Annotated in this window: 13 protein-coding genes and 6 pseudogenes; 10 read left to right on the top strand and 9 right to left on the bottom strand. The window is 57.3% G+C overall.

The genetic code is table 11. The features are described from left to right. Window positions 1-368 precede the first annotated feature (368 nt). The 3 genes and pseudogenes from NBE95_RS14300 to NBE95_RS14290 all read left to right on the top strand — a co-directional run. Window positions 369-524, top strand: coding sequence for a hypothetical protein (locus tag NBE95_RS14300; protein WP_289894924.1), 156 nt, complete (start codon window positions 369-371; stop codon window positions 522-524). Window positions 525-620: 96 nt separating this feature from the next. After that, window positions 621-1,679, top strand: coding sequence for a GSU2403 family nucleotidyltransferase fold protein (locus NBE95_RS14295; RefSeq protein ID WP_289894923.1), 1,059 nt, complete (start codon window positions 621-623; stop codon window positions 1,677-1,679). Between the two features lie 133 nt (window positions 1,680-1,812). Further along, window positions 1,813-1,962, top strand: a pseudogene (locus tag NBE95_RS14290) (IS3 family transposase); the annotation flags it as partial. A gap of 14 nt (window positions 1,963-1,976) precedes the next feature. Here the strand turns inward: NBE95_RS14290 and NBE95_RS14285 are convergent. The 3 genes from NBE95_RS14285 to NBE95_RS14275 form a co-directional block, all read right to left on the bottom strand. Continuing rightward, complete coding sequence (locus NBE95_RS14285; RefSeq protein ID WP_289894914.1) at window positions 1,977-3,566, bottom strand: IS66 family transposase; 1,590 nt, start codon at window positions 3,564-3,566, stop codon at window positions 1,977-1,979. An 85-nt stretch (window positions 3,567-3,651) separates the two neighbouring features. Continuing rightward, window positions 3,652-3,981 carry an IS66 family insertion sequence element accessory protein TnpB gene (gene tnpB / locus NBE95_RS14280; protein ID WP_289894913.1) on the bottom strand — a complete coding sequence of 110 codons (330 nt, stop codon included), beginning with the start codon at window positions 3,979-3,981 and terminating at the stop codon, window positions 3,652-3,654. Window positions 3,982-3,992: 11 nt separating this feature from the next. Further along, window positions 3,993-4,304 (bottom strand): transposase, encoded by a 312-nt coding sequence (locus NBE95_RS14275; RefSeq protein WP_289894912.1) that lies wholly within the window; start codon window positions 4,302-4,304, stop codon window positions 3,993-3,995. A gap of 143 nt (window positions 4,305-4,447) precedes the next feature. Between NBE95_RS14275 and NBE95_RS14270 the strand changes: the two are divergent. From NBE95_RS14270 to NBE95_RS14260, 3 genes and pseudogenes are all read left to right on the top strand, one after another. Then, window positions 4,448-5,023 (top strand): annotated as a pseudogene (locus NBE95_RS14270) (IS3 family transposase); the annotation flags it as partial. Window positions 5,024-5,063: 40 nt separating this feature from the next. Continuing rightward, window positions 5,064-5,231 (top strand): annotated as a pseudogene (locus tag NBE95_RS14265) (IS481 family transposase); the annotation flags it as partial. 535 nt (window positions 5,232-5,766) lie between these two features. After that, on the top strand, window positions 5,767-7,695 hold the full coding sequence (locus NBE95_RS14260; protein ID WP_289894922.1) for a glycosyltransferase: 1,929 nt from the start codon (window positions 5,767-5,769) through the stop codon (window positions 7,693-7,695). Between the two features lie 214 nt (window positions 7,696-7,909). Here the strand turns inward: NBE95_RS14260 and NBE95_RS14255 are convergent, their stop codons facing one another. Further along, window positions 7,910-8,137, bottom strand: coding sequence for a hypothetical protein (locus NBE95_RS14255; protein ID WP_289894921.1), 228 nt, complete (start codon window positions 8,135-8,137; stop codon window positions 7,910-7,912). A gap of 669 nt (window positions 8,138-8,806) precedes the next feature. On the opposite strand from NBE95_RS14255, the gene NBE95_RS14250 reads away from it, so the two are divergent. Then, window positions 8,807-9,298: a hypothetical protein gene (locus NBE95_RS14250; protein ID WP_289894920.1), complete on the top strand. Its 492-nt coding sequence runs from the start codon at window positions 8,807-8,809 to the stop codon at window positions 9,296-9,298. 511 nt (window positions 9,299-9,809) lie between these two features. Here NBE95_RS14250 and NBE95_RS14245 read toward each other — a convergent pair. Both NBE95_RS14245 and NBE95_RS14240 read right to left on the bottom strand, forming a co-directional pair. Further along, window positions 9,810-11,165, bottom strand: coding sequence for an IS1380-like element IS1247 family transposase (locus NBE95_RS14245; RefSeq protein ID WP_078527637.1), 1,356 nt, complete (start codon window positions 11,163-11,165; stop codon window positions 9,810-9,812). Between the two features lie 54 nt (window positions 11,166-11,219). After that, the gene (locus NBE95_RS14240) at window positions 11,220-12,077 is read right to left on the bottom strand and encodes a hypothetical protein (protein WP_289894919.1); all 858 of its coding nucleotides are present in this window, start codon (window positions 12,075-12,077) and stop codon (window positions 11,220-11,222) included. A gap of 76 nt (window positions 12,078-12,153) precedes the next feature. Between NBE95_RS14240 and NBE95_RS14235 the strand changes: the two genes are divergently transcribed. Beyond that, window positions 12,154-12,972 carry a Stf0 family sulfotransferase gene (locus NBE95_RS14235; protein ID WP_289894918.1) on the top strand — a complete coding sequence of 273 codons (819 nt, stop codon included), beginning with the start codon at window positions 12,154-12,156 and terminating at the stop codon, window positions 12,970-12,972. Between the two features lie 28 nt (window positions 12,973-13,000). Here the strand turns inward: NBE95_RS14235 and NBE95_RS14230 are convergent, their stop codons facing one another. Then, complete coding sequence (locus NBE95_RS14230; protein WP_289894917.1) at window positions 13,001-13,951, bottom strand: NAD-dependent epimerase/dehydratase family protein; 951 nt, start codon at window positions 13,949-13,951, stop codon at window positions 13,001-13,003. 26 nt (window positions 13,952-13,977) lie between these two features. Beyond that, entirely contained in the window at window positions 13,978-16,020 is a 2,043-nt protein-coding gene (locus NBE95_RS14225) for a glycosyltransferase (RefSeq protein ID WP_289894916.1), read from the bottom strand. A 43-nt stretch (window positions 16,021-16,063) separates the two neighbouring features. Here NBE95_RS14225 and NBE95_RS14220 point away from each other — a divergent pair. Next, window positions 16,064-16,443, top strand: a pseudogene (locus tag NBE95_RS14220) (transposase); the annotation flags it as partial. 29 nt (window positions 16,444-16,472) lie between these two features. Next, a pseudogene (locus NBE95_RS14215) lies at window positions 16,473-16,805 on the top strand (integrase core domain-containing protein); the annotation flags it as partial. Between the two features lie 386 nt (window positions 16,806-17,191). On the opposite strand, the pseudogene NBE95_RS14210 reads toward NBE95_RS14215, so the two are convergent. Next, window positions 17,192-17,305, bottom strand: a pseudogene (locus NBE95_RS14210) (IS110 family transposase); the annotation flags it as partial. Window positions 17,306-17,308: the final 3 nt, after the last annotated feature.

Here is a 17,308-nt window from a genome sequence, read left to right as displayed (position 1 = left end):
CCGCCGAGCATCGCACCTGCGCGCCATCGGCGATCATCGCAGGGGCCGACGCTGCCCCGCACGGATTTGTGATCCCGCCGATTCTGCGCTGGTGTTCGCTCCCGGTTGCTTCCGATATGCTTCCGGAGCGTTTGGGGCACAAATGCAATAGGCCTCCCGGGGAGGCTTAAGCGGTTGTAATGCAATGTGATTTTTGGTTGCGGGGGCGCGCATTGGACACTGTTTCGCAATGTCGAGCGCGCTCAACCTTCCCTGCCGTTCTCGCAGCGCCGGCCAACCGTCTTGATCACACTGAAATGGGCAGCAGTCTTTCCCTGCCAAACATGGGTGTTCCGCTCTTCGGAAACAACATGACTTGTGCTCGGCGCATGAGCAATACCCTCACTGCCCTGACTGATGACGGCATCGATAAACTGAAAGACACGCTCAGGGATGCGCGCATCGCCATCGAAACCTGGCACGCGTTCCACGACGACTTGGTCAATGACCAGAAAATCTGCATCAAGGCACAGTCGCCGCGGTAATAATCGGTTGGTTCCAACGGAAAAACGATAGGACCGCTCTGGACGCTTATAGACAATTAATAAATTTATGTCTACAAGGGCTTTCAGGAGGTGCCTATGGACCGTCTACCCGTTTCCTTGCAGACGCTCTACGCCGACATGGTCGATCGCAGCTGGTCAGGGTCTTACGCGGAACTGATCGAAGCCGGGGGCGCGCCCTACCGGCAGACGATCGGAGGCCGGGAGTTCTGGTATCTGAAGATGCCCATGGTGAATGGCGTCAGGAAGAAAGACCTCTACTTGGGGCCGGACAGTTCCGAGGTTCAGGCCCGATTGCATCAGCATCACGATCTGAAAGCCGTGCGCGGCGAGCGCCTTGCCATGATCCGATCCCTGCGTGCGGCCCGGCTGCCCGGTCCGGATCCGCTCTCTGGAAAAATCATGTCGACGTTGGCAGAGGCCGGGGCCTTCCGGCTGAGGGCCGTCGTCGTGGGATCGGCGGCATTTCAGACCTATTCGCCTATGCTGGGGGTGCGTTTCGACAACACGGCAGGCCAGACCGGGGACCTTGACATAGCGCAATTCCACTCGATTTCGCTGGCGGTCGACGATGCCATCGAGCAGGATCTCCTCACTACCCTCCAGAGAGCAGATGAGCGGTTCAGGGCGATACCATCGCCGATGGATGGGAGGCGAACGCTGCGATACGCCATCCGGGTGGGAAATCAGGAGGAGTTCGCCGTCGATCTTCTGTGCCCGCTGCGCGGGCCAGAGCGCGGAAGCATTACTGAGTTGAAAGCAATGAAGAGCGATGCCCAACTTCTGCGATACCTCGACTTCCTGATCTACGGCGAGATCAACGCGGTCGCCCTATACGGGCTGGGCGTGCCGATCAATGTGCCGGCGCCGGAGCGCTACGCGGTCCACAAGCTGATCGTTTCCCGGATGAGGATCGAGACGGCCGAGAGTCAGGCGAAGGCCCGGAAGGACATCCGCCAGGCGGAGGCCCTCCTCGAGGTGTTGCTGGAGGATCGCCCTTATGAGCTGGAGGCGGTCTGGACCGAGGCGATGGACCGGGGACCGAACTGGAGGAGCAAGCTTCTTGAAGGGGTTGCCATGCTGAAAAAACCGGTGATCAAGGCGATGCAAGAGCGGATGAAGCTCCAGCTAAGTTGAGCCAAACCTTGCTTATAGACAAAAAATTGTAACTGTCTATAAGCTAATCTGCCTCATGCCATGCGCACACTATCGCTTTTCCTTGGTCAGTGTGCTTCCGCCCCGGCAGCGCAAAGGCCGCCTGCGCGACCGGCTGACGGAAGACATCATCACGCTCGCTCGCACCTACGGGCGATATGGCTATCGGATGATCACCGGATTGCTGAACAACGCCGGTTGGCATGTAAATCATAAACGCGTGGAACGGATATGGCGGCGTGAAGGGCTGAAGGTCCGTAAGCGGGAAGCTGATGCCGTTCAGGGCGTGTAGTTCCAGGGCATGAGGGCGTCGATTTCGGCGCTTGGCCATTGGTTGGCGATGCGCTCGAGGGTCTGTGTCAGCCAGGCTGCGGGGTCCACGTTGTTCATTTTGCAGGTCTGCAGGAGGGTGGCGATGGTGGCCCATGTGCGGCCGCCGCCGTCCGATCCGGCGAAGAGGCTGTTCTTGCGGGTGATGGTCTGGGGCCGGATGGCGCGCTCGACGATGTTGGAGTCGAGTTCGATCAGGCCGTCGGTCAGGAAGCGCTCGAAAATGTCGCACCGGGCGCTGGCGTAGCGGATGGCTTCGGCCAGCTTCGATTTGCCCGAGATGCGCGGCAGGGTCTGTTGCCAGAGGGCGAACAGCTCGGCGACGATGGGCGCGGAGATGGCCTGTCGCGCGGCGGCGCGGGCCTCGGGGCTCTGGCCGCGCACCTCGGCTTCGAGTTTCCACAGATCGGCCATGCGCTCGACCGTGGTGGTGGCGACCTGGCTGTCCCCCGCGGTGTGGAGCTCAAAGAAGCGCCGCCGGCTATGGGCCCAACATCCAGCGAGGCGCGGGCCATCATTGCCCCCGTCCTTGCGGACGAGCTGATTGTAGGCGGCATAGCCGTCGACCTGAAGAATGCCGCCATACCCGCCGAGATGCCGACGAACGCATTCTCCGGATCGGCTGTCCTCGAAGCGATAGGCCACCATGGGCGGCCCGCTGCCGCCGAAGGTGCTGTCGTCGCGGGCATAGGCCCAGAGCCAGGCCTTCTTCACAGCGCCGGTGCCGGGCGCGAGGGTCGGCAGGCTGGTCTCATCGGCGAAGACGCGCGGTCCCTTCAGGATCTCGCCCAGCACATGCGCGGCGAGGATCTCCAACTCGAAGCCGACCCGGCCCATCCATTGCGCCATCAGCCGCCGGTCGATTTCTACGCCGTCACGGGCATAAATCCCCTCCTGCCGGAACAGCGGCAGGCCGTCGGCATATTTGGAGACCGCGATCTGGGCCAGCAGCGCCTCGGTCGGCAGGCCGCTTTCGATGATGTGGGCCGGCGCAAGCGCCTGGATGACACCGTCCCAGCCCTTGAGCGCGTATTTCGGGCGGCGGGTCACGATGACACGGAACTTCGCCGGGATGACGTCCAGCCGCTCGGAGATGTCTTCCCCGATCAGCACCTTCTGCTTGCCCGCGTGTTCCGGCAGGTCCTCGGGCTCGATCACCACCTCGACCCGCTCGAGATGGGGCGGGAAGCCCTTGCGCGGCCGCGGAGCCCGCTTCTCGCCCGGGGCCCGGCCTTGGCCTGTCTGCGCCTTCAGCGCCGCGATGCCGGTCTCGATCTCCTCGAAGACGAAGGCCTGCTGCGCCTCTTCGTCAGCACCAGCCCCAGCGGTGCCAAGCTTCTCGGAGCGCCGCCCGAACCGAGCCCGGTCATAGGCCTTCAGGATCTGCATCAGCCGCTTGATCCGCGCGTCGGCATCAAGGCTGCGCGCCTTCAGGGCAGCATTCTCGTCCTCCAGCACGGCCGTCTTCTCCGCCATGGCGCGGACCATGGCCTTGAGCAGGTCCATGTCATCGGGCAGGGAAAGATCATCGGTGCGCATGCCGCACAGGATAGCACGGCCCGCCGCGCCATGCCTCAGGCGATCGACATTCCGGGCTGGGGTGATTCACTTTGCCGCAGGCTGGTTATCCAGCAAATACAGGCGCTTTTACCACTACGGGGCGAACCCGTTTCCAATCCAAACCGTCGAGCAACGCCATGAGCTGGGCATGGTTGAGTTGCACCCGGACAGGCCCGATCCGCGGCCAGCAGAACGAGGATTTCTCGAGCCGCTTGGCAAAGAGGCAGATCCCGCTGCCATCCCACCAGACAATCTTGATCCGGTCAGCCCGCTTCGCCCGGAACACGTAAAGCGCCCCGCTGAACGGGTCACTGCCAGCATCGCGCACCAGCGACAGCAGGCTGTCAGGCCCCTTGCGGAAGTCTACCGGCTGGCTGGCCAGATAGACCTTCACACCCGACGGCATCATGCCGAGCGCACCGCACGAAGGATCCGGCGCAACGCAGCCTCGCTGAGGTCCGGGCCGACGCGGATCATCACCTCGCCCACCACGATCTCCACCACGGGCGCTGGCGCACCCGCCGGGGCGTCTGCGTTCTGCTTCTTCAGGAAGGCCTTACGCCATCCGAACAGCTGCGGCGGCGAAATCCCCAGGCGGCGCGCCAACGCCGAAACATTCACACCTGGCTCCAGCGCCGCCGCGACGGCTTGGGCCTTGAACTCATCCGACCACCGGCGGCGCTCCCCAACCGGAGCTCCGTCGAAACGCTCGATCACAGCCTCGACCAACTGTAAGCTACCAGTCGCAGGCATAGGCGTAGAACTAGTCGTAGACATGGAACCCCGGCGTCAGACCAACGCCACCAGCCTATCCCGGACCGGCAACGCCGCTAACCCACGGGGTCTCCTTGCCGCTTACAAAGGTCCCGCAAAAGCAGGCAAAGAAGGGTCGGCTCTGGTTGAACGACGGGTCCTGCGTCCGTCTCCGGCCGGAGCACCCGAACCACGTCTGGTCCTATGATTTCGTTCAGGACCGGACACATGACGGACGGCTGTTTCGGACGCTCAATATCATCGACGAATTCACGAAGGAGGCGCTGGTGATCCGTGTAAACCGCAGGCTCAATTCCACCGACGTAATCGACGCCCTGACGGATCTGTTCATCTTGCGTGGCCCGCCTGCGTTCATAAGGTCCGACAATGGCGCGGAATTCATTGCCAAGAAGGTGCAGGGCTGGATCGGCGCAGTTGGTGCCAAGACCGCGTTCATCGAGCCGGGTTCACCCTGGGAGAACGGGTATTGCGAGAGCTTCAACGCTCGATTCCGCGACGAACTCCTGGATGCAGAAGTCTTCTATTCGCTCAGGGAGGCCCAGATCCTCATCGAGCGATGGCGCCGCCACTACAACACTGTCAGGCCGCACAGCTCCCTGGGATACCGCCCACCCGCACCGGAAGCCGTCATCCCAATAGACCAGCGGCCGACAATGCACTAACAATCAACCCGGACCACTCGGTGGGGGCAGTCCACAGCCACGACTGCACCGCCATCTCGCCGACTTCGTCGCGGCCTACAACTTCGCCCGAAGGCTCAAGACCCTCAACGGCCTCACGCCCTACGAATACATCTGCAAGGTCTGGACTTCAGAGCCCGACAGTTTCATCGTCAATCCGATCCATCAGATGCCGGGACTGAACACCTAGGCGCGGGCGCCGGCCGAAAGTCGCAATGGACACATAAGGGAAAAATTCCGGCGACGCGATCATTTTCAGCAACCCGCTAATGCATGCGAAAACGTGCGGCCAGCCTTCGCACCACTAGGGCTTCTCAACCGATACATCTCGCTATACAATCAATGAGGGATCATCTACATTGGCCCGAGTCGAGAAGAAGAAGCTGTTGATGATCAAAATGACCGTTCAATTTATTCAACGCGCTACATGTATCTGCCGTTCTTTATCTGTGACCTATCCAACGATGAGCAAAAAAATCCTTCTAACAGCGCAGAAAAATAGCTCTGCAGCTTATCACCGAACATTAGTCGCCGCCAGCCAGACTCCATCTCCACCAATAACGTCAGCCCCAGTAGCGCTTACACTAACTATTCTAGAAAGCGAACTTTTCATTTTTATAGAAAGAGAGTCTTTGCCGTGCAGCTCCAAAGGATAACTGTATCAAATCTTCGCTTAGACGGGCCAAAGCCTTACGGCCTTAAAATCTCACAGAATTAGAAACCGATTGACTACTGAGCTCCTGCCCCCTGGCCTGCCTATGTCCAAAAATAAATCAGATCTAGACAATTCATGCTTTGCATCCCTTCGCTATGCAGAGGCGCGCGCTAGGTATGAACAGTTAAGGCTAAAAAACACTCACCAAGCTGAAGAATACGCACTGCGCGCGGCTCCTTTTTTTCCGGCTCATCAGTTCTTCTACAATAAGCTTCTATCGGAAGGCGTCGACCCAGAGGTCAGGCGTCGCGCCGCCATTTCTGCACTGAAGATGGCCGAGGCCGGGGTTGATATAAATTACAAAATCTTAATTAGAGCCGAAATGGTGCTCGATAGCACATTTGAAATCGCGCGCGCGCCGCATGCACTTGAGGCCAGAAGAAATCAAAAACTCGTAAAAGGTGCGTCGTCGCTTCTGGCAGAGGTGTATCGAGCAAAAAAAGAACGACGGTGGAACGATGCATATAAAGTTCTTGAACAGTACGTCGAGAGTCATCCACAGGACATAAGAAGAACGATTGAACTAGGTCTGCTAGCCTACCGCAGCGGGTCTTGGGGTGAGCGTATCTCTGCTATTTTAGCACTGCATGATTACCCTCACGATAAAAAGGCAAGAGATGCCTTTGAAACCGTCCAATCGTTCTTTCAGGCTTGCTCGATCCCTATGTCTTCCCGACAGGATTCAGAACAGCGCGAAACGCTGCAAAGCCCGGGATCCGTATTTCGACATGTTCTTGACTCATGCCCCGCTTCCCGCAAAGAAAAACGAGCAGGCGTCGTCATGATCGTGCCATCTTTGGCGGGCGGAGGAGCCGAACGGATCGCTGCTACGATTTGTAATGGTTTGCTCACCAAGGGTAGATCAGTCGAAATGGCGATATATGAAGTTTCCAATGCGTCCGGACGTGATCCCTTATTCTATTTGCCGACAACGGGCCTTTCTACGAAGGATATACAGGTACTCGATCTAAGTAGCGACCTCCGGGAACCCTTTAAATGGCTGCCTCCGAACCTATCTCGAAAATCACAAGCTATCCATGATTTCCTGATCGAACGCCGACCTCGCACATTATACCTGACACTAGACATGGCCAATTTAGCCGGCGGCTTCGCAGCGGTCATCGCCGGGGTTCCAAATATCGTTCTCCATTGCCATAATCAGCGCCCGTCAAGCGTCTATGCAAACCTAGGAATAGAAGGATGGGCGGCAGCATATCATGCACTTCTGAAGCGGGAAGAGGTCCGAATCATTGCGGTCAGCCAAACCGTGTCCGATGACTACATCGATTGGACAGGTGCCCAATTAGGTAAGATTGAAGTCGTTCGAAACGGTCTCGATTTGCGACAGCTCATGAAACCGGATAAGCCGTTCATTAGGGCATTCAAAACGGAGCTAGGTATTCCTCAGGCATCATTGGTTGTAGGCGCGGCTTTTCGCTTCGAAGAAGTCAAACGCCCGGATCTTTGGCTTCGGATGGCTCAGCAGGTAGGAAGAGAACGACAAGATGTCCATTTTGTTCTTTTTGGTGAAGGGGCACTTCTTGACGCGGCACAGTTGCAATGCCGGGAACTTGGGCTCAAAGATCGGGTTCATTTCACAGGGCATATAAACGATCTTTATCGACGATTGCCGCTTCTAGATATATTTGTCTTGTCTTCCCGCTCGGAAGGGCTTCCTAATGTTTTGTTGGAAGCGCAGGCTGCAGGGGTAATTCCAATAGCTTTCGATGTAGGAGGTTGCCGGGAGACGATGATCGACGGAGTTACAGGCCATTTGGTCCACGAGCAATCAGCCGAAGCACTGGCCAACGTTGTCCTGAAAGTCCTAAGTGACTCCGAATGGCGCGGTGCTGCAAGGAAATGTGGGAAAAAGTTCGTCCGAAGTCAATTCTCCGCTCGGCGTATGCAGGCCAGTTTCGGCCGATTACTGCGCAGCTAATTTCCAACTAAAAGAGCTTCCCAAGGTTGGCGCGCGATATTTTAAAACAAAACTATCGCGCGCCGCATAATCGGTTAGTTAAGATTTACTGATAAAGGGCTTGTCGAGACACCCAACCGCGCTATCGTATCCGATTACGATGCCTAAGGAACCTGACTGGTCCGAGATCCAAGGATCATGATACGAAAGTCATCCCGCCCAAGCTGCTGGAACTTTATGAAAAGAAAATACAGCCTTTCCCGAAGGCTGCAATCGTCTTCAACTCATCAAATGCAAGCGCTGATGCATTCCGAATCTCCAATCGTGCGTTTCCCTTTGCGGCGCTTACTGCCAAACGCTTCAAGTCTTCAAAATTGACAATTTCCGCATCGAGGGAAAATCCCCCTCCAAAAGCGGCGAGTTGCATGAGGTCTTGAATGCTGGCTGCATCTGCTATTGCCATTGATTCCCCTTATCATTCAGGATATATTTCAAATGACTGGCTTTCCAGCAACTGCCGCCCGAGCGATTGCATGACCAGCCACCGAAGAATTATTAACAGCAACGCCGGTATTCTGCAAGGACATTCGCCTTTGCGAGCGTATTCCCGCTCATCCCAAACACGGCTTTGGTGAGGAAACGGAAATGCGCAATTCATTCCTTAGCTCTCAAGAAGGTATAGTCAGCTCGTTGATCGCCGCCATCTCCCCAACTTTTTCTCCTCGAGTTTACTTTCCTATAGCGACATCTTAGCTTCAACCATGAGCCAGGCTCCCCGCCAAACGCTGCCTATTTCTGCCCAATCTCCTCTCGACAAATTCAAAACTAACTGCTTCAGCTTGAAAAGCTCAATCGACAGATGTAAGCTTTTCCAGCTCTTTTTTTAGCAAAGCGCTATTGGGGGCTAATGAGATTCCGCGCCGTATAGCCTCTGTAGCTTTAGCCATCTCGCCTACCCGTTGCAGCATTTTCGACACCATAAGCCATTCATCCGGGTATTTATAGTCGAGATCGGCCGCAAGGTTTGCCCAGGTGACTGCTTCGGATTGGTCCCTTTGGCGCATTGCGAACGCGACGAGCGAGTTCAGGGACTTCAGCGCTGACTCTTCTTGCGACCATCTGGTCCATTCACATGGTGACGATCCTGACCGCCGGGGGCTACACCACGGCTGCAGCGATCGCGGTCGGTACTTTGATCGGGCCATCCCAAGTCGGTGCCCGCGTCGTCGAAATGATGGGAGGGGGCCGACATCACCCGATATGGACCATGCTTGCAGCGACCATGCTCGTTTTCGTCGGCTTCCTGGGGCTGCAGATGGGATTTCCAGCTGCCGCCGCTCTCGTCGCATACGGGGCCGGAAATGGCCTTTGGTCCATCGCGCGCGGTGCTCTTCCGCTCGCGCTCTACGGTCCGGAGCACTATGGCGCTCTAATGGGACGCTTGGCTCGCCCGATGCTGTTGGCTGGCGCTGCCGCCCCGACGCTTGGGGCATTGCTCATTGACAAGGTCGGCGCCGAAACGACGATGGTCCTTCTCGCCGCAACGGCCATCGTCCCGTTCTCGATGGCATTCTTGATCCATGTGGACTTGATGCGGGAGCGGCGCAGCGCAGAATTCCTATAGCGGAGGGCCGGTTCGCAAGACAGGAGCATTGTGGCGAGGTTACCGGATGCTCGACCCAATCTGTTCTATGTCGCCACGGATAAGAATGCTGCGAATGCTAAAAACTCTGAGCCGGGGCGGCTGGTTTGGGCTCGATGCGGTCATGCGGCGGTGCGGCAGGCCGTGTGACCATCCTGGCAGAGCGACATGGCACGCCCGGCCCACAGTCGACATTGAGTGCTCCGCGTGAATGCTGCGGTTGCAGTCCACTCTCTGGACATTCGCGGCAAACGCAAAACTTATAGCGTTAGCCTGCATTCCCCAAGTGGCGTGTCGTTTGAGGTGAAGATCGCCTGTATCCGAGCGCTAGACAAGGATTTTCTGCCGCAAGCGGCACCTGCGGTCGCGCAGACTGCTGGATCTGGACGGATCAGACCGCGAAGCCGCTGTTTCCTTGCCCAGGGGCGGCGTTTTTCAGCGCAGCGGACAGATCTGTCCAGCCGCTTTCGTTCAGTTTGAGCGTGGATCGCGATCATGCGCATAGCGGTGGCGCTCGCAATCGGCGGATAGCGGCGAGGATGGCGCGTACCATCGTGCCGGTGACAGCGACCTCGGCCAGCTGGAAGGTGATGGTGCGGGCGTGACGGACCACACGTGCCCCGATCTTGATCAGCTTCAGTTGCAGGCTGGTCAACGACCAGTCGGCCATGGCCTCGGGCAGCTCGATGCAGTGCAAGAAGGTGGCCAGGTTGTACGCCAGGGCGTGCAGTTGCAGCCGCACCTCATTGTCGCGGAACTTCCGGCACGACAGCCGCGTCCAGCGAAAGGCGTATTTGCCCTCTTTGATGTGCTGCTCGGCGGTGCCGCGCTGGTTGTAGAACCGCACCACCCAGTCCGGCTCCATCGGCAGGTTGGTGACGATGAAGCCGACACGCGGGAACAGTTCGCCCGGATGCCATTCGATCTTGGCGATCACCCGGCGTTCCTTGTCCCAGGACGCCGCCTGATACTCGAATTCCTCGAAGAACCGCTTGACCTTGGTCAGTGACGGCCGCCCGACAGGGCGCGTTAGCCGATGCGCGATCTTGTCCTTGAGGACCGCGTTTGCGGGCAGCCGGATGGCGTAGAAGAACCGCGCTTCTTCCAATCGCTCATAGATCGCCGGGATCGCGTAGGCAGCATCGGCCCGGAAGAACCTGCCACCAAGGTCGCGCTCCGCGTAGCGCGCAATGACGGGGTCGAGAACATCACGCCAGCCATCGGCGCTGTGGACGTTGCCATGGCGCAGGGCGCAGCGTTCCAGCATCCCGAACTGGTTGAACAGAAAGTTGGGGTGATAGCAGCTACAGTCGAAATGGCCATTCCAGGCGGACCCTTCCTGGTCGCCATGGGTCGGGCTGACCGAGCTGTCCATGTCCAGAACGATGTACTTCAGCCCGTTACGGTCATGGAACCGGTCGATCCATTGCCCGTTCAGGTCGGCCAGCGCGGCACGGTTCCCGGCCAGAGCCAGCGTCTCGGTCTCGAACCGTCCCATCTGCGATGCCGAGGCCGCTTGTGCATCGACCGCTCTGCCGCCGACAACTTGGCGCATGACCGGATCGCAGGCGAGACGGTTGGCGTCGTTGACATCCTCGTATCCGGCCAGCCGCCCAAAGACTGATTGCCGGAACAGGCCGTCGAGCCGATGGACCGTGTTCTTGCCAGAGCGAGTATCGCGCAGCGCCGCTGACGCCAAATCGGACAACCCGAGCGCGTCATCAAGCTCGCGCATCACCAGAAGGCCGCCGTCGGAACTGAGCTGCGTGCCGCGAAATTCCAGCCGCACGCGAGGGTCGAAATCCACCCGATCTGCCCGTTGCAAGCCCGCACCCTCTGGGTGATCCATGAAACGCGCCCCTCGCAGCCTTCAACACCATGTTTTATATAGGAAATATAATGGTCAGGACAGCGAAATCAGCGCCTTACTTGGGAAATGTGGGTTCAGTCCGAGCTCTCCCTTTTTATCCTCAAGCTCAATGCGTAAACTTTCGGACAACGCCCTGTGCCCTCTTGAACCAGCTTGAATATAAAGCAGGGTTAAATAGAGATCATCCCCACGGCGACGATTGCGGCGCGCGTCTAAAAGATTTCTAATTTCAAAAGTTCCACTCAGCACCTCAGATGCTATGCGAGCGAGACCGTAAGACTTGTTCATCATAGCGACGGTGGCATGGCCGGAAAAGGGGCAAGGTACGAATTGTAAATCGGATCGCCCCCGAAATAGCTGAGCCTGTCGAGCATCAAGTTCAGTGAAAGGGTCATAAAAAATATAGCCAGTCGCTTTGCTGTTGTGAAACATTGTTTCGCTGTCAAAGCTCTCAATCTGCTTGAACTCATCCCGCCAACGCGTCTCGAAAGGTGCATATTCCGGAGCGAGGCTAAACTGTGGTGAAACGCTTATGCAAGGCAACCCCAGCAGCGCCGAAAACAAAGCGGACCCATACCCTCCCATACTAGAACCACAGGTGACAACCCGCCGAGACGCTGCAAAGCTCGCCACGAAATCAACGGCTGTATTGCGTTCGGCGCAGTTATACCAGTGATTACGGCGAGGTATTATATGCAACTCATCGGCCTGAGCTTGCCGTTCAAAAGCGCGCTCAACGAATCCTCGGGCCTGTTCCGCCGGTGCAGACCCCAATGGATTGGCTAACCATGGACCAAATGTCACGACGCCGCGTCCGCGCCCGCCGTCTACGCTCACGATGACCAAATCGGCACCGTCGAAAAGCACCTTCCGTTCCGCATCAGCATTCATGAGGAAATCACCTTGAAGTTGTTCAAGGCCTAACGTAAGCCATACCTAGTCGGAATTGACAAGGCAAGGTGTACACATGAGTGATTTTCTTAAGGAAGCCAGGGAGATCGTCGGCCTTCCTGAGCCTGCCGTCGTACGTAACATGCCGGCATCATTGGCATTTGACCAACCGGGACATGGCTTTCAAGACGGGTTGATGAAGTCAGCCATCCTGTGCACCGCGCGGTCTGGAAGCTCTTTGCTCTCGATTGCTATGGAGGCCTATGGGTTTCGGTTCAGGGAATATCTAAATGCCGGCGACCTGTTGAAAAAGGTGGTAGTAGATGCTGCTATAAAGTACACATCGGAGCTAGCGCAGCCGTTTGAGCAATTCGCGACACAAGACGGTCGCATGTCGATCAAGATGCCGCCTCTCGGCCTCGTTTTCCTCTTTATGATGGGGGAGTTTCCCAAGAATCTGGATCAATGGCGATTTGTTTACTTGCGTCGTGAAAATCTGGTCCGCCAGGCTATATCTGGTGCTGTCGCCCGTAAAACAGGCCAATGGACGCACGTAATGGCAGCGCGGGCCGAGGTCTCGGATGACGATTATTCATTCGACGAAATTCTTCGTATATTGAACTCCGCCAATCAGGAAAACCGTATGATCGAGCGATTTATAGGTCTACTCGGGCTTCCTGTATATAATGTAGTTTACGAGGAGTTCGTTAAGAACCAAAAGCCCGTCCTGGCCGAAATTGCGGCTTTCTTCGGCTGTGATCTAAATGATTATCCTGAAGCGGCACAGCATGAGCCTTGGATCGAGCGGCAGTCCACCGATCTGAACGCGCGTTGGGAAGATCGTTTCCGAGAGGATCTATTAAAGCGTTTAGGCGTGGATAGTAACAGCATTTAAAAAAGGGGCCAGATGGCCCCTTTTAACATCAGAGATATTGATCCTTGGTTAATGCGCTCCATAGATGGCTGAGACCAGAACGGATATTCGTCTGTGCCACGAAGCCTAAGTCGCGCAAAGCCAGCGATGGATCACCCAGCGACATGCGAATGTCCCCCGAGCGAGCAGCAGCATGAATAATTGGGGTTGCACTGCGGCCCGTAACGCCGTCGATGTGAGATGCGAGACCGACTAGCGTTGTCTCAACCCCCGTGCATAAGTTGAAAACAGAAGCGTTTGCTCTATTCTTGGCATAGGCGCGTGCACGGATCAAGCCATCAACAATATCAGAGACGTAGATAAAGTCGCGGCTTTGCTGACCATCGCCAAATACGGTATGGGGGCTGTTCGCCAGACGGTTTGCACAGAAGCGTGAGATCACGCCAGCATAGGGAGATTGTGGATCTTGGCGAGGCCCGTAGACGTTAAAGAAACGCAGGCCGACGGAGGGTAAGCCATGGATAGCTGCCATTGCGCGAGCTTGATGCTCACAGCTAAGCTTGTCAGCCCCGTAGGGAGAAATCGGAGCTGGCAGACTGGATTCACTGCAACCAGCTCCGGAGTTGTCGCCATAGACTGCGGCCGATGAGGCATAAACCACCGGAACACCGCTGGGGCGAACCTTGGCAGCGGCATCAAGCAGCCGCACCGTCGCACCGAGATTAACTCGATGGCCTAGGTTCCAGTCCTTGATACATTCCTGAACCGAAACCAGCGCTGCCAGGTGAAAGACACTGTCAACACTTTGCATCAAGTCTTTCACTAACACGTCGTCGATGACGTCGCCCTCAACCAGATCTGCTTGAGGCGGCAGATTCTTGCTTTTTCCACTAGAGAGGTTGTCCAGCACGATAACCTGCTCACCGGTTGCCACAAGGCGATCTACGAGATGACTGCCAATGAAGCCTGCGCCTCCGGTGACAAGCGTTCTATGTGTCATACTGCATCCAATCATCGTGTTTTGGTTTACTTCAGACTTGCGTTTGCGTGAGATTTAGCTGGGCGCTTGCCCTTACGCGCGAGTTTTGCGGACGGAGCACGTTCTCCGAAATCCGAGAGCCGCGTTCCATAGACCAAATCATGCAACTGCTCCATCATCTGGTCAATAGAAAAGGTTTTTCGGACGAACTTCATGGCGCGCCGACTCATCCGCTTCAATCGCTGCGGCTTGTTAAGCAAGGTAATTACCTCTGCAGCCAACGCCTTTGCCGTACATTCGGGTACCACCAGTCCCGAGCGTCCTGGTTCCATCGTTTCACGACAGCCGCCCACATCGAAGGAAACCGGGACAACACCGGCGGCTTGCGCTTCTATCAGTACGTTCGGAAAGCCTTCCGACCGGGAAGACAGCATCATGATATCGAACACCGCTAACCGCTGTGCGAGATCGGATACACGTCCGGGAAAGTGAACACAGTCTTCCAGACCAAGGTGGGCGGCGCGAATTTTACAAGATTCCAACAGAACGCCGTCGCCATACATAATAAAATGCGCATCCTGTCGCGCGTTACGGATCAGGCGGGCAGCCTCCAGCCAGACCAACGGTTGCTTGACATCGGTGAACCGTATCGCTGCGCCTATGACCGGGCTGTTTGGGGGAATCCCAAGTTCGCATCGGATACGGGAGGGTTGATCGTCCCTCAATCCTTCATCGATTGGCGAGAAATCCACTCCATTGTGAATCACTGCCGCCCGGCAGGCGTTGGGTGGTGTGGCACACCAGTCGAGGTAATCATCCACAGCAACCTGAGCTACGTTGACATACTGAACATTGGGGCGGGCCAATAGCATACGGAACGCACGGTCCCACCCGAAAGAAAGGCGCGTATCGCCGTGCAAGTTAGGGGGGCTCATATTATGACAGTGCAAGACGATCCTAGGCACTCCCGCCATGACTGCAGCAATACCGCCAGCAATAATCGCTTCGTCCAAGGTGATATAAAGTACGCGAGGCCGTAACCGCATCAGATCGTCGTAGATAGCCTGTGCCCGCTGCGCATAAAATGGCGGTAGCCAGCAAAAGGGTTCGCTGGATTGCCGTACAGGCTCGATAATATGCAACTCTTCTTCACGCAAACCGGTCAGGGGCAAATAGAAGAGCGCATTTCCGGCTGGCCCGTTCGTCTTGGAAAACAGCCATAACTGCAGATTTTCAGCCGGCTCCATTTCCTTGAACTGCCGGCACATAGTGGCGACAATGCGCTCGGCACCGCCTCCTGCCAAGGAGCCTGTCAGCAATACGACCCCCTGTCGCACGGCCGTGTCAGGTTCGGGAGCTCGGTCCATTGCATATTCGTATACTGCACCTGGTGTTTCCAGCCGTTCCTGATTCAGGACAAGGTCGGAGGGCGTAGTGGAAGACAATCCCTGCGCGGCTTGAAACGTCTGAAACAGGTTCAGCAACTCGGTGCTGCGCGGATTGCTCTGAATCGAGGCTAGTGCCGAGATCTCGTTGCAGTAGCGTCCCCAGCGCCCCGTCTGCATTGCCAAAGTCGCCCGCAATATGAGGGCTGGTGCATCGGACGGAAACAAATCTAGATGAGTTGAGACCTCGTTCAGTGCGGTATCGACCTTGTTCTCACGTCGCGCCAATTGCGCGCGAAAGAAATGCCGTTGCGGTGAGACCTCCATCAAGCGATCCCGCAGATAAATGGCTTTGGCGCATTCCGCAGGGGAAGCCTGAGACGAGGCTAACAGCATGTCGGTCGCAGTGAAGACGGGTTGCAGAGCTACACTGACCTCCCCCTCTGCCACCTCCAAGACAAGGCGTGCTACCCGCAACTCATCCCCTGTTGCCTTGGCAAGGTCCAGTGCATGTGCGGGAAAGAAGGGCCGCTCAGGGTAAAGTGGAATCAGTTTGCATGCCAAATCAATGGCGCTCTTCTTATCCATCTGTTTGGAGGCTGTCAGCCAATGTTCCCGCGCTTTAGGAAAGGGAAGGCCTTCGAGATCCACGCTTTTCTGTGACAACATAAGCAGCTCAAATAGATGCAAACCTAACGACGACATACCTCTTCCGGGAGTCAATGGCCAGACAGAATCACCCTCGCAGCGAGTGAGCGACGATTGCGATTGGCATGCCCGCAAGCGCGGTGGAGCGCGGAGGCGGGTTTGGTGAAGGTCCACTTGGCCTTGGATGAGGCGACTCTGGAGGTCTGTGCAGTCGAGATCACCGGCAGTGGCGTGGGCGATTCGCCCGCGTTGCCTGATCGGCTCGCCCAGATCCCTGAAGGCGAGCCGCTCGCGTCGGTCACCACGGACGGGGCCTACGACGCGCGGGGCTACCGCGACGCCATCGCGAACCGCGGCGCGGATGCGGTCGCGCCGCCCCGGCGCAATGTCACGCCGTGGAAAAATGACACACCCGGCGCGGCGGACAGGAACGAGGATCTGCGCGCCATCGACCTCCTCGGCAGAAGCACCTGGCGGCGCTGAAGCGGGTATCACAACAGAAGCCGCGCATCTTGCGTGGCCCGCCTGCGTTCATAAGGTCCGACAATGGCGCGGAATTCATTGCCAAGAAGGTGCAGGGCTGGATCGGCGCAGTTGGTGCCAAGACCGCGTTCATCGAGCCGGGTTCACCCTGGGAGAACGGGTATTGCGAGAGCTTCAACGCTCGATTCCGCGACGAACTCCTGGATGCAGAAGTCTTCTATTCGCTCAGGGAGGCCCAGATCCTCATCGAGCGATGGCGCCGCCACTACAACACTGTCAGGCCGCACAGCTCCCTGGGATACCGCCCACCCGCACCGGAAGCCGTCATCCCAATAGACCAGCGGCCGACGATGCACTAACAATCAACCCGGACCACTCGGTGGGGGCAGTCCATGCCAGACCGCTGAACTCCAAGTCCGCATCGCCATCATGAACCGATTCCATGCTCTTGGCATCCCCGTCACGCACCCTTCGGCTGACCTCGGCAGGGGAAAGCCGAAAAGCACTGGATCGCTAGCCGATGCTACCAGATGTCGCCATCCCCTCGCAAAGTCCGGTGCGACGATCGGGCACCTCGTCGAAAAAAGGCCGCGGAGAGGGCGACAATGGCGAGGAGGAAGCGGTGGTGCCCTGAGCGGCGGTATGGGTAGGATCAGCCGCACATCGCGACCCCGCTTGCCGATCTCACGGTCCCGGAAGCGCAAGCCGTCGCAAGCTCCCGTAGTATAGCTCAGCAAGGCAACTACCTGAAAAAAATCAGCATCTGATCCCGCCTCAGCTTCTCGCGATCAGAGCCATCAGATCCATGAACCTGAAACGCATCCTTCGTCAGATCGAGCCCAACCGCTATAACCTCCATAAC

The organism is Paracoccus sp. TOH (genome assembly GCF_030388245.1).
GTDB lineage: Bacteria > Pseudomonadota > Alphaproteobacteria > Rhodobacterales > Rhodobacteraceae > Paracoccus > Paracoccus simplex.
This window is presented reverse-complemented; position numbering and strand designations above follow the sequence as displayed.

What these genes read in the sequence shown, in the direction of transcription:
- NBE95_RS14300 (WP_289894924.1), top strand. Translation starts at nt 369, where the DNA reads ATGAGCAATACCCTCACTGCCCTGACTGATGACGGCATCGATAAACTG.
- NBE95_RS14295 (WP_289894923.1), top strand. Translation starts at nt 621, where the DNA reads ATGGACCGTCTACCCGTTTCCTTGCAGACGCTCTACGCCGACATGGTC.
- NBE95_RS14285 (WP_289894914.1), bottom strand. Translation starts at nt 3,566, where the DNA reads ATGCGCACCGATGATCTTTCCCTGCCCGATGACATGGACCTGCTCAAG.
- NBE95_RS14255 (WP_289894921.1), bottom strand. Translation starts at nt 8,137, where the DNA reads ATGGCAATAGCAGATGCAGCCAGCATTCAAGACCTCATGCAACTCGCC.
- NBE95_RS14250 (WP_289894920.1), top strand. Translation starts at nt 8,807, where the DNA reads ATGGTGACGATCCTGACCGCCGGGGGCTACACCACGGCTGCAGCGATC.
- NBE95_RS14245 (WP_078527637.1), bottom strand. Translation starts at nt 11,165, where the DNA reads ATGGATCACCCAGAGGGTGCGGGCTTGCAACGGGCAGATCGGGTGGAT.
- NBE95_RS14240 (WP_289894919.1), bottom strand. Translation starts at nt 12,077, where the DNA reads ATGAATGCTGATGCGGAACGGAAGGTGCTTTTCGACGGTGCCGATTTG.
- NBE95_RS14235 (WP_289894918.1), top strand. Translation starts at nt 12,154, where the DNA reads ATGAGTGATTTTCTTAAGGAAGCCAGGGAGATCGTCGGCCTTCCTGAG.
- NBE95_RS14230 (WP_289894917.1), bottom strand. Translation starts at nt 13,951, where the DNA reads ATGACACATAGAACGCTTGTCACCGGAGGCGCAGGCTTCATTGGCAGT.
- NBE95_RS14225 (WP_289894916.1), bottom strand. Translation starts at nt 16,020, where the DNA reads ATGTCGTCGTTAGGTTTGCATCTATTTGAGCTGCTTATGTTGTCACAG.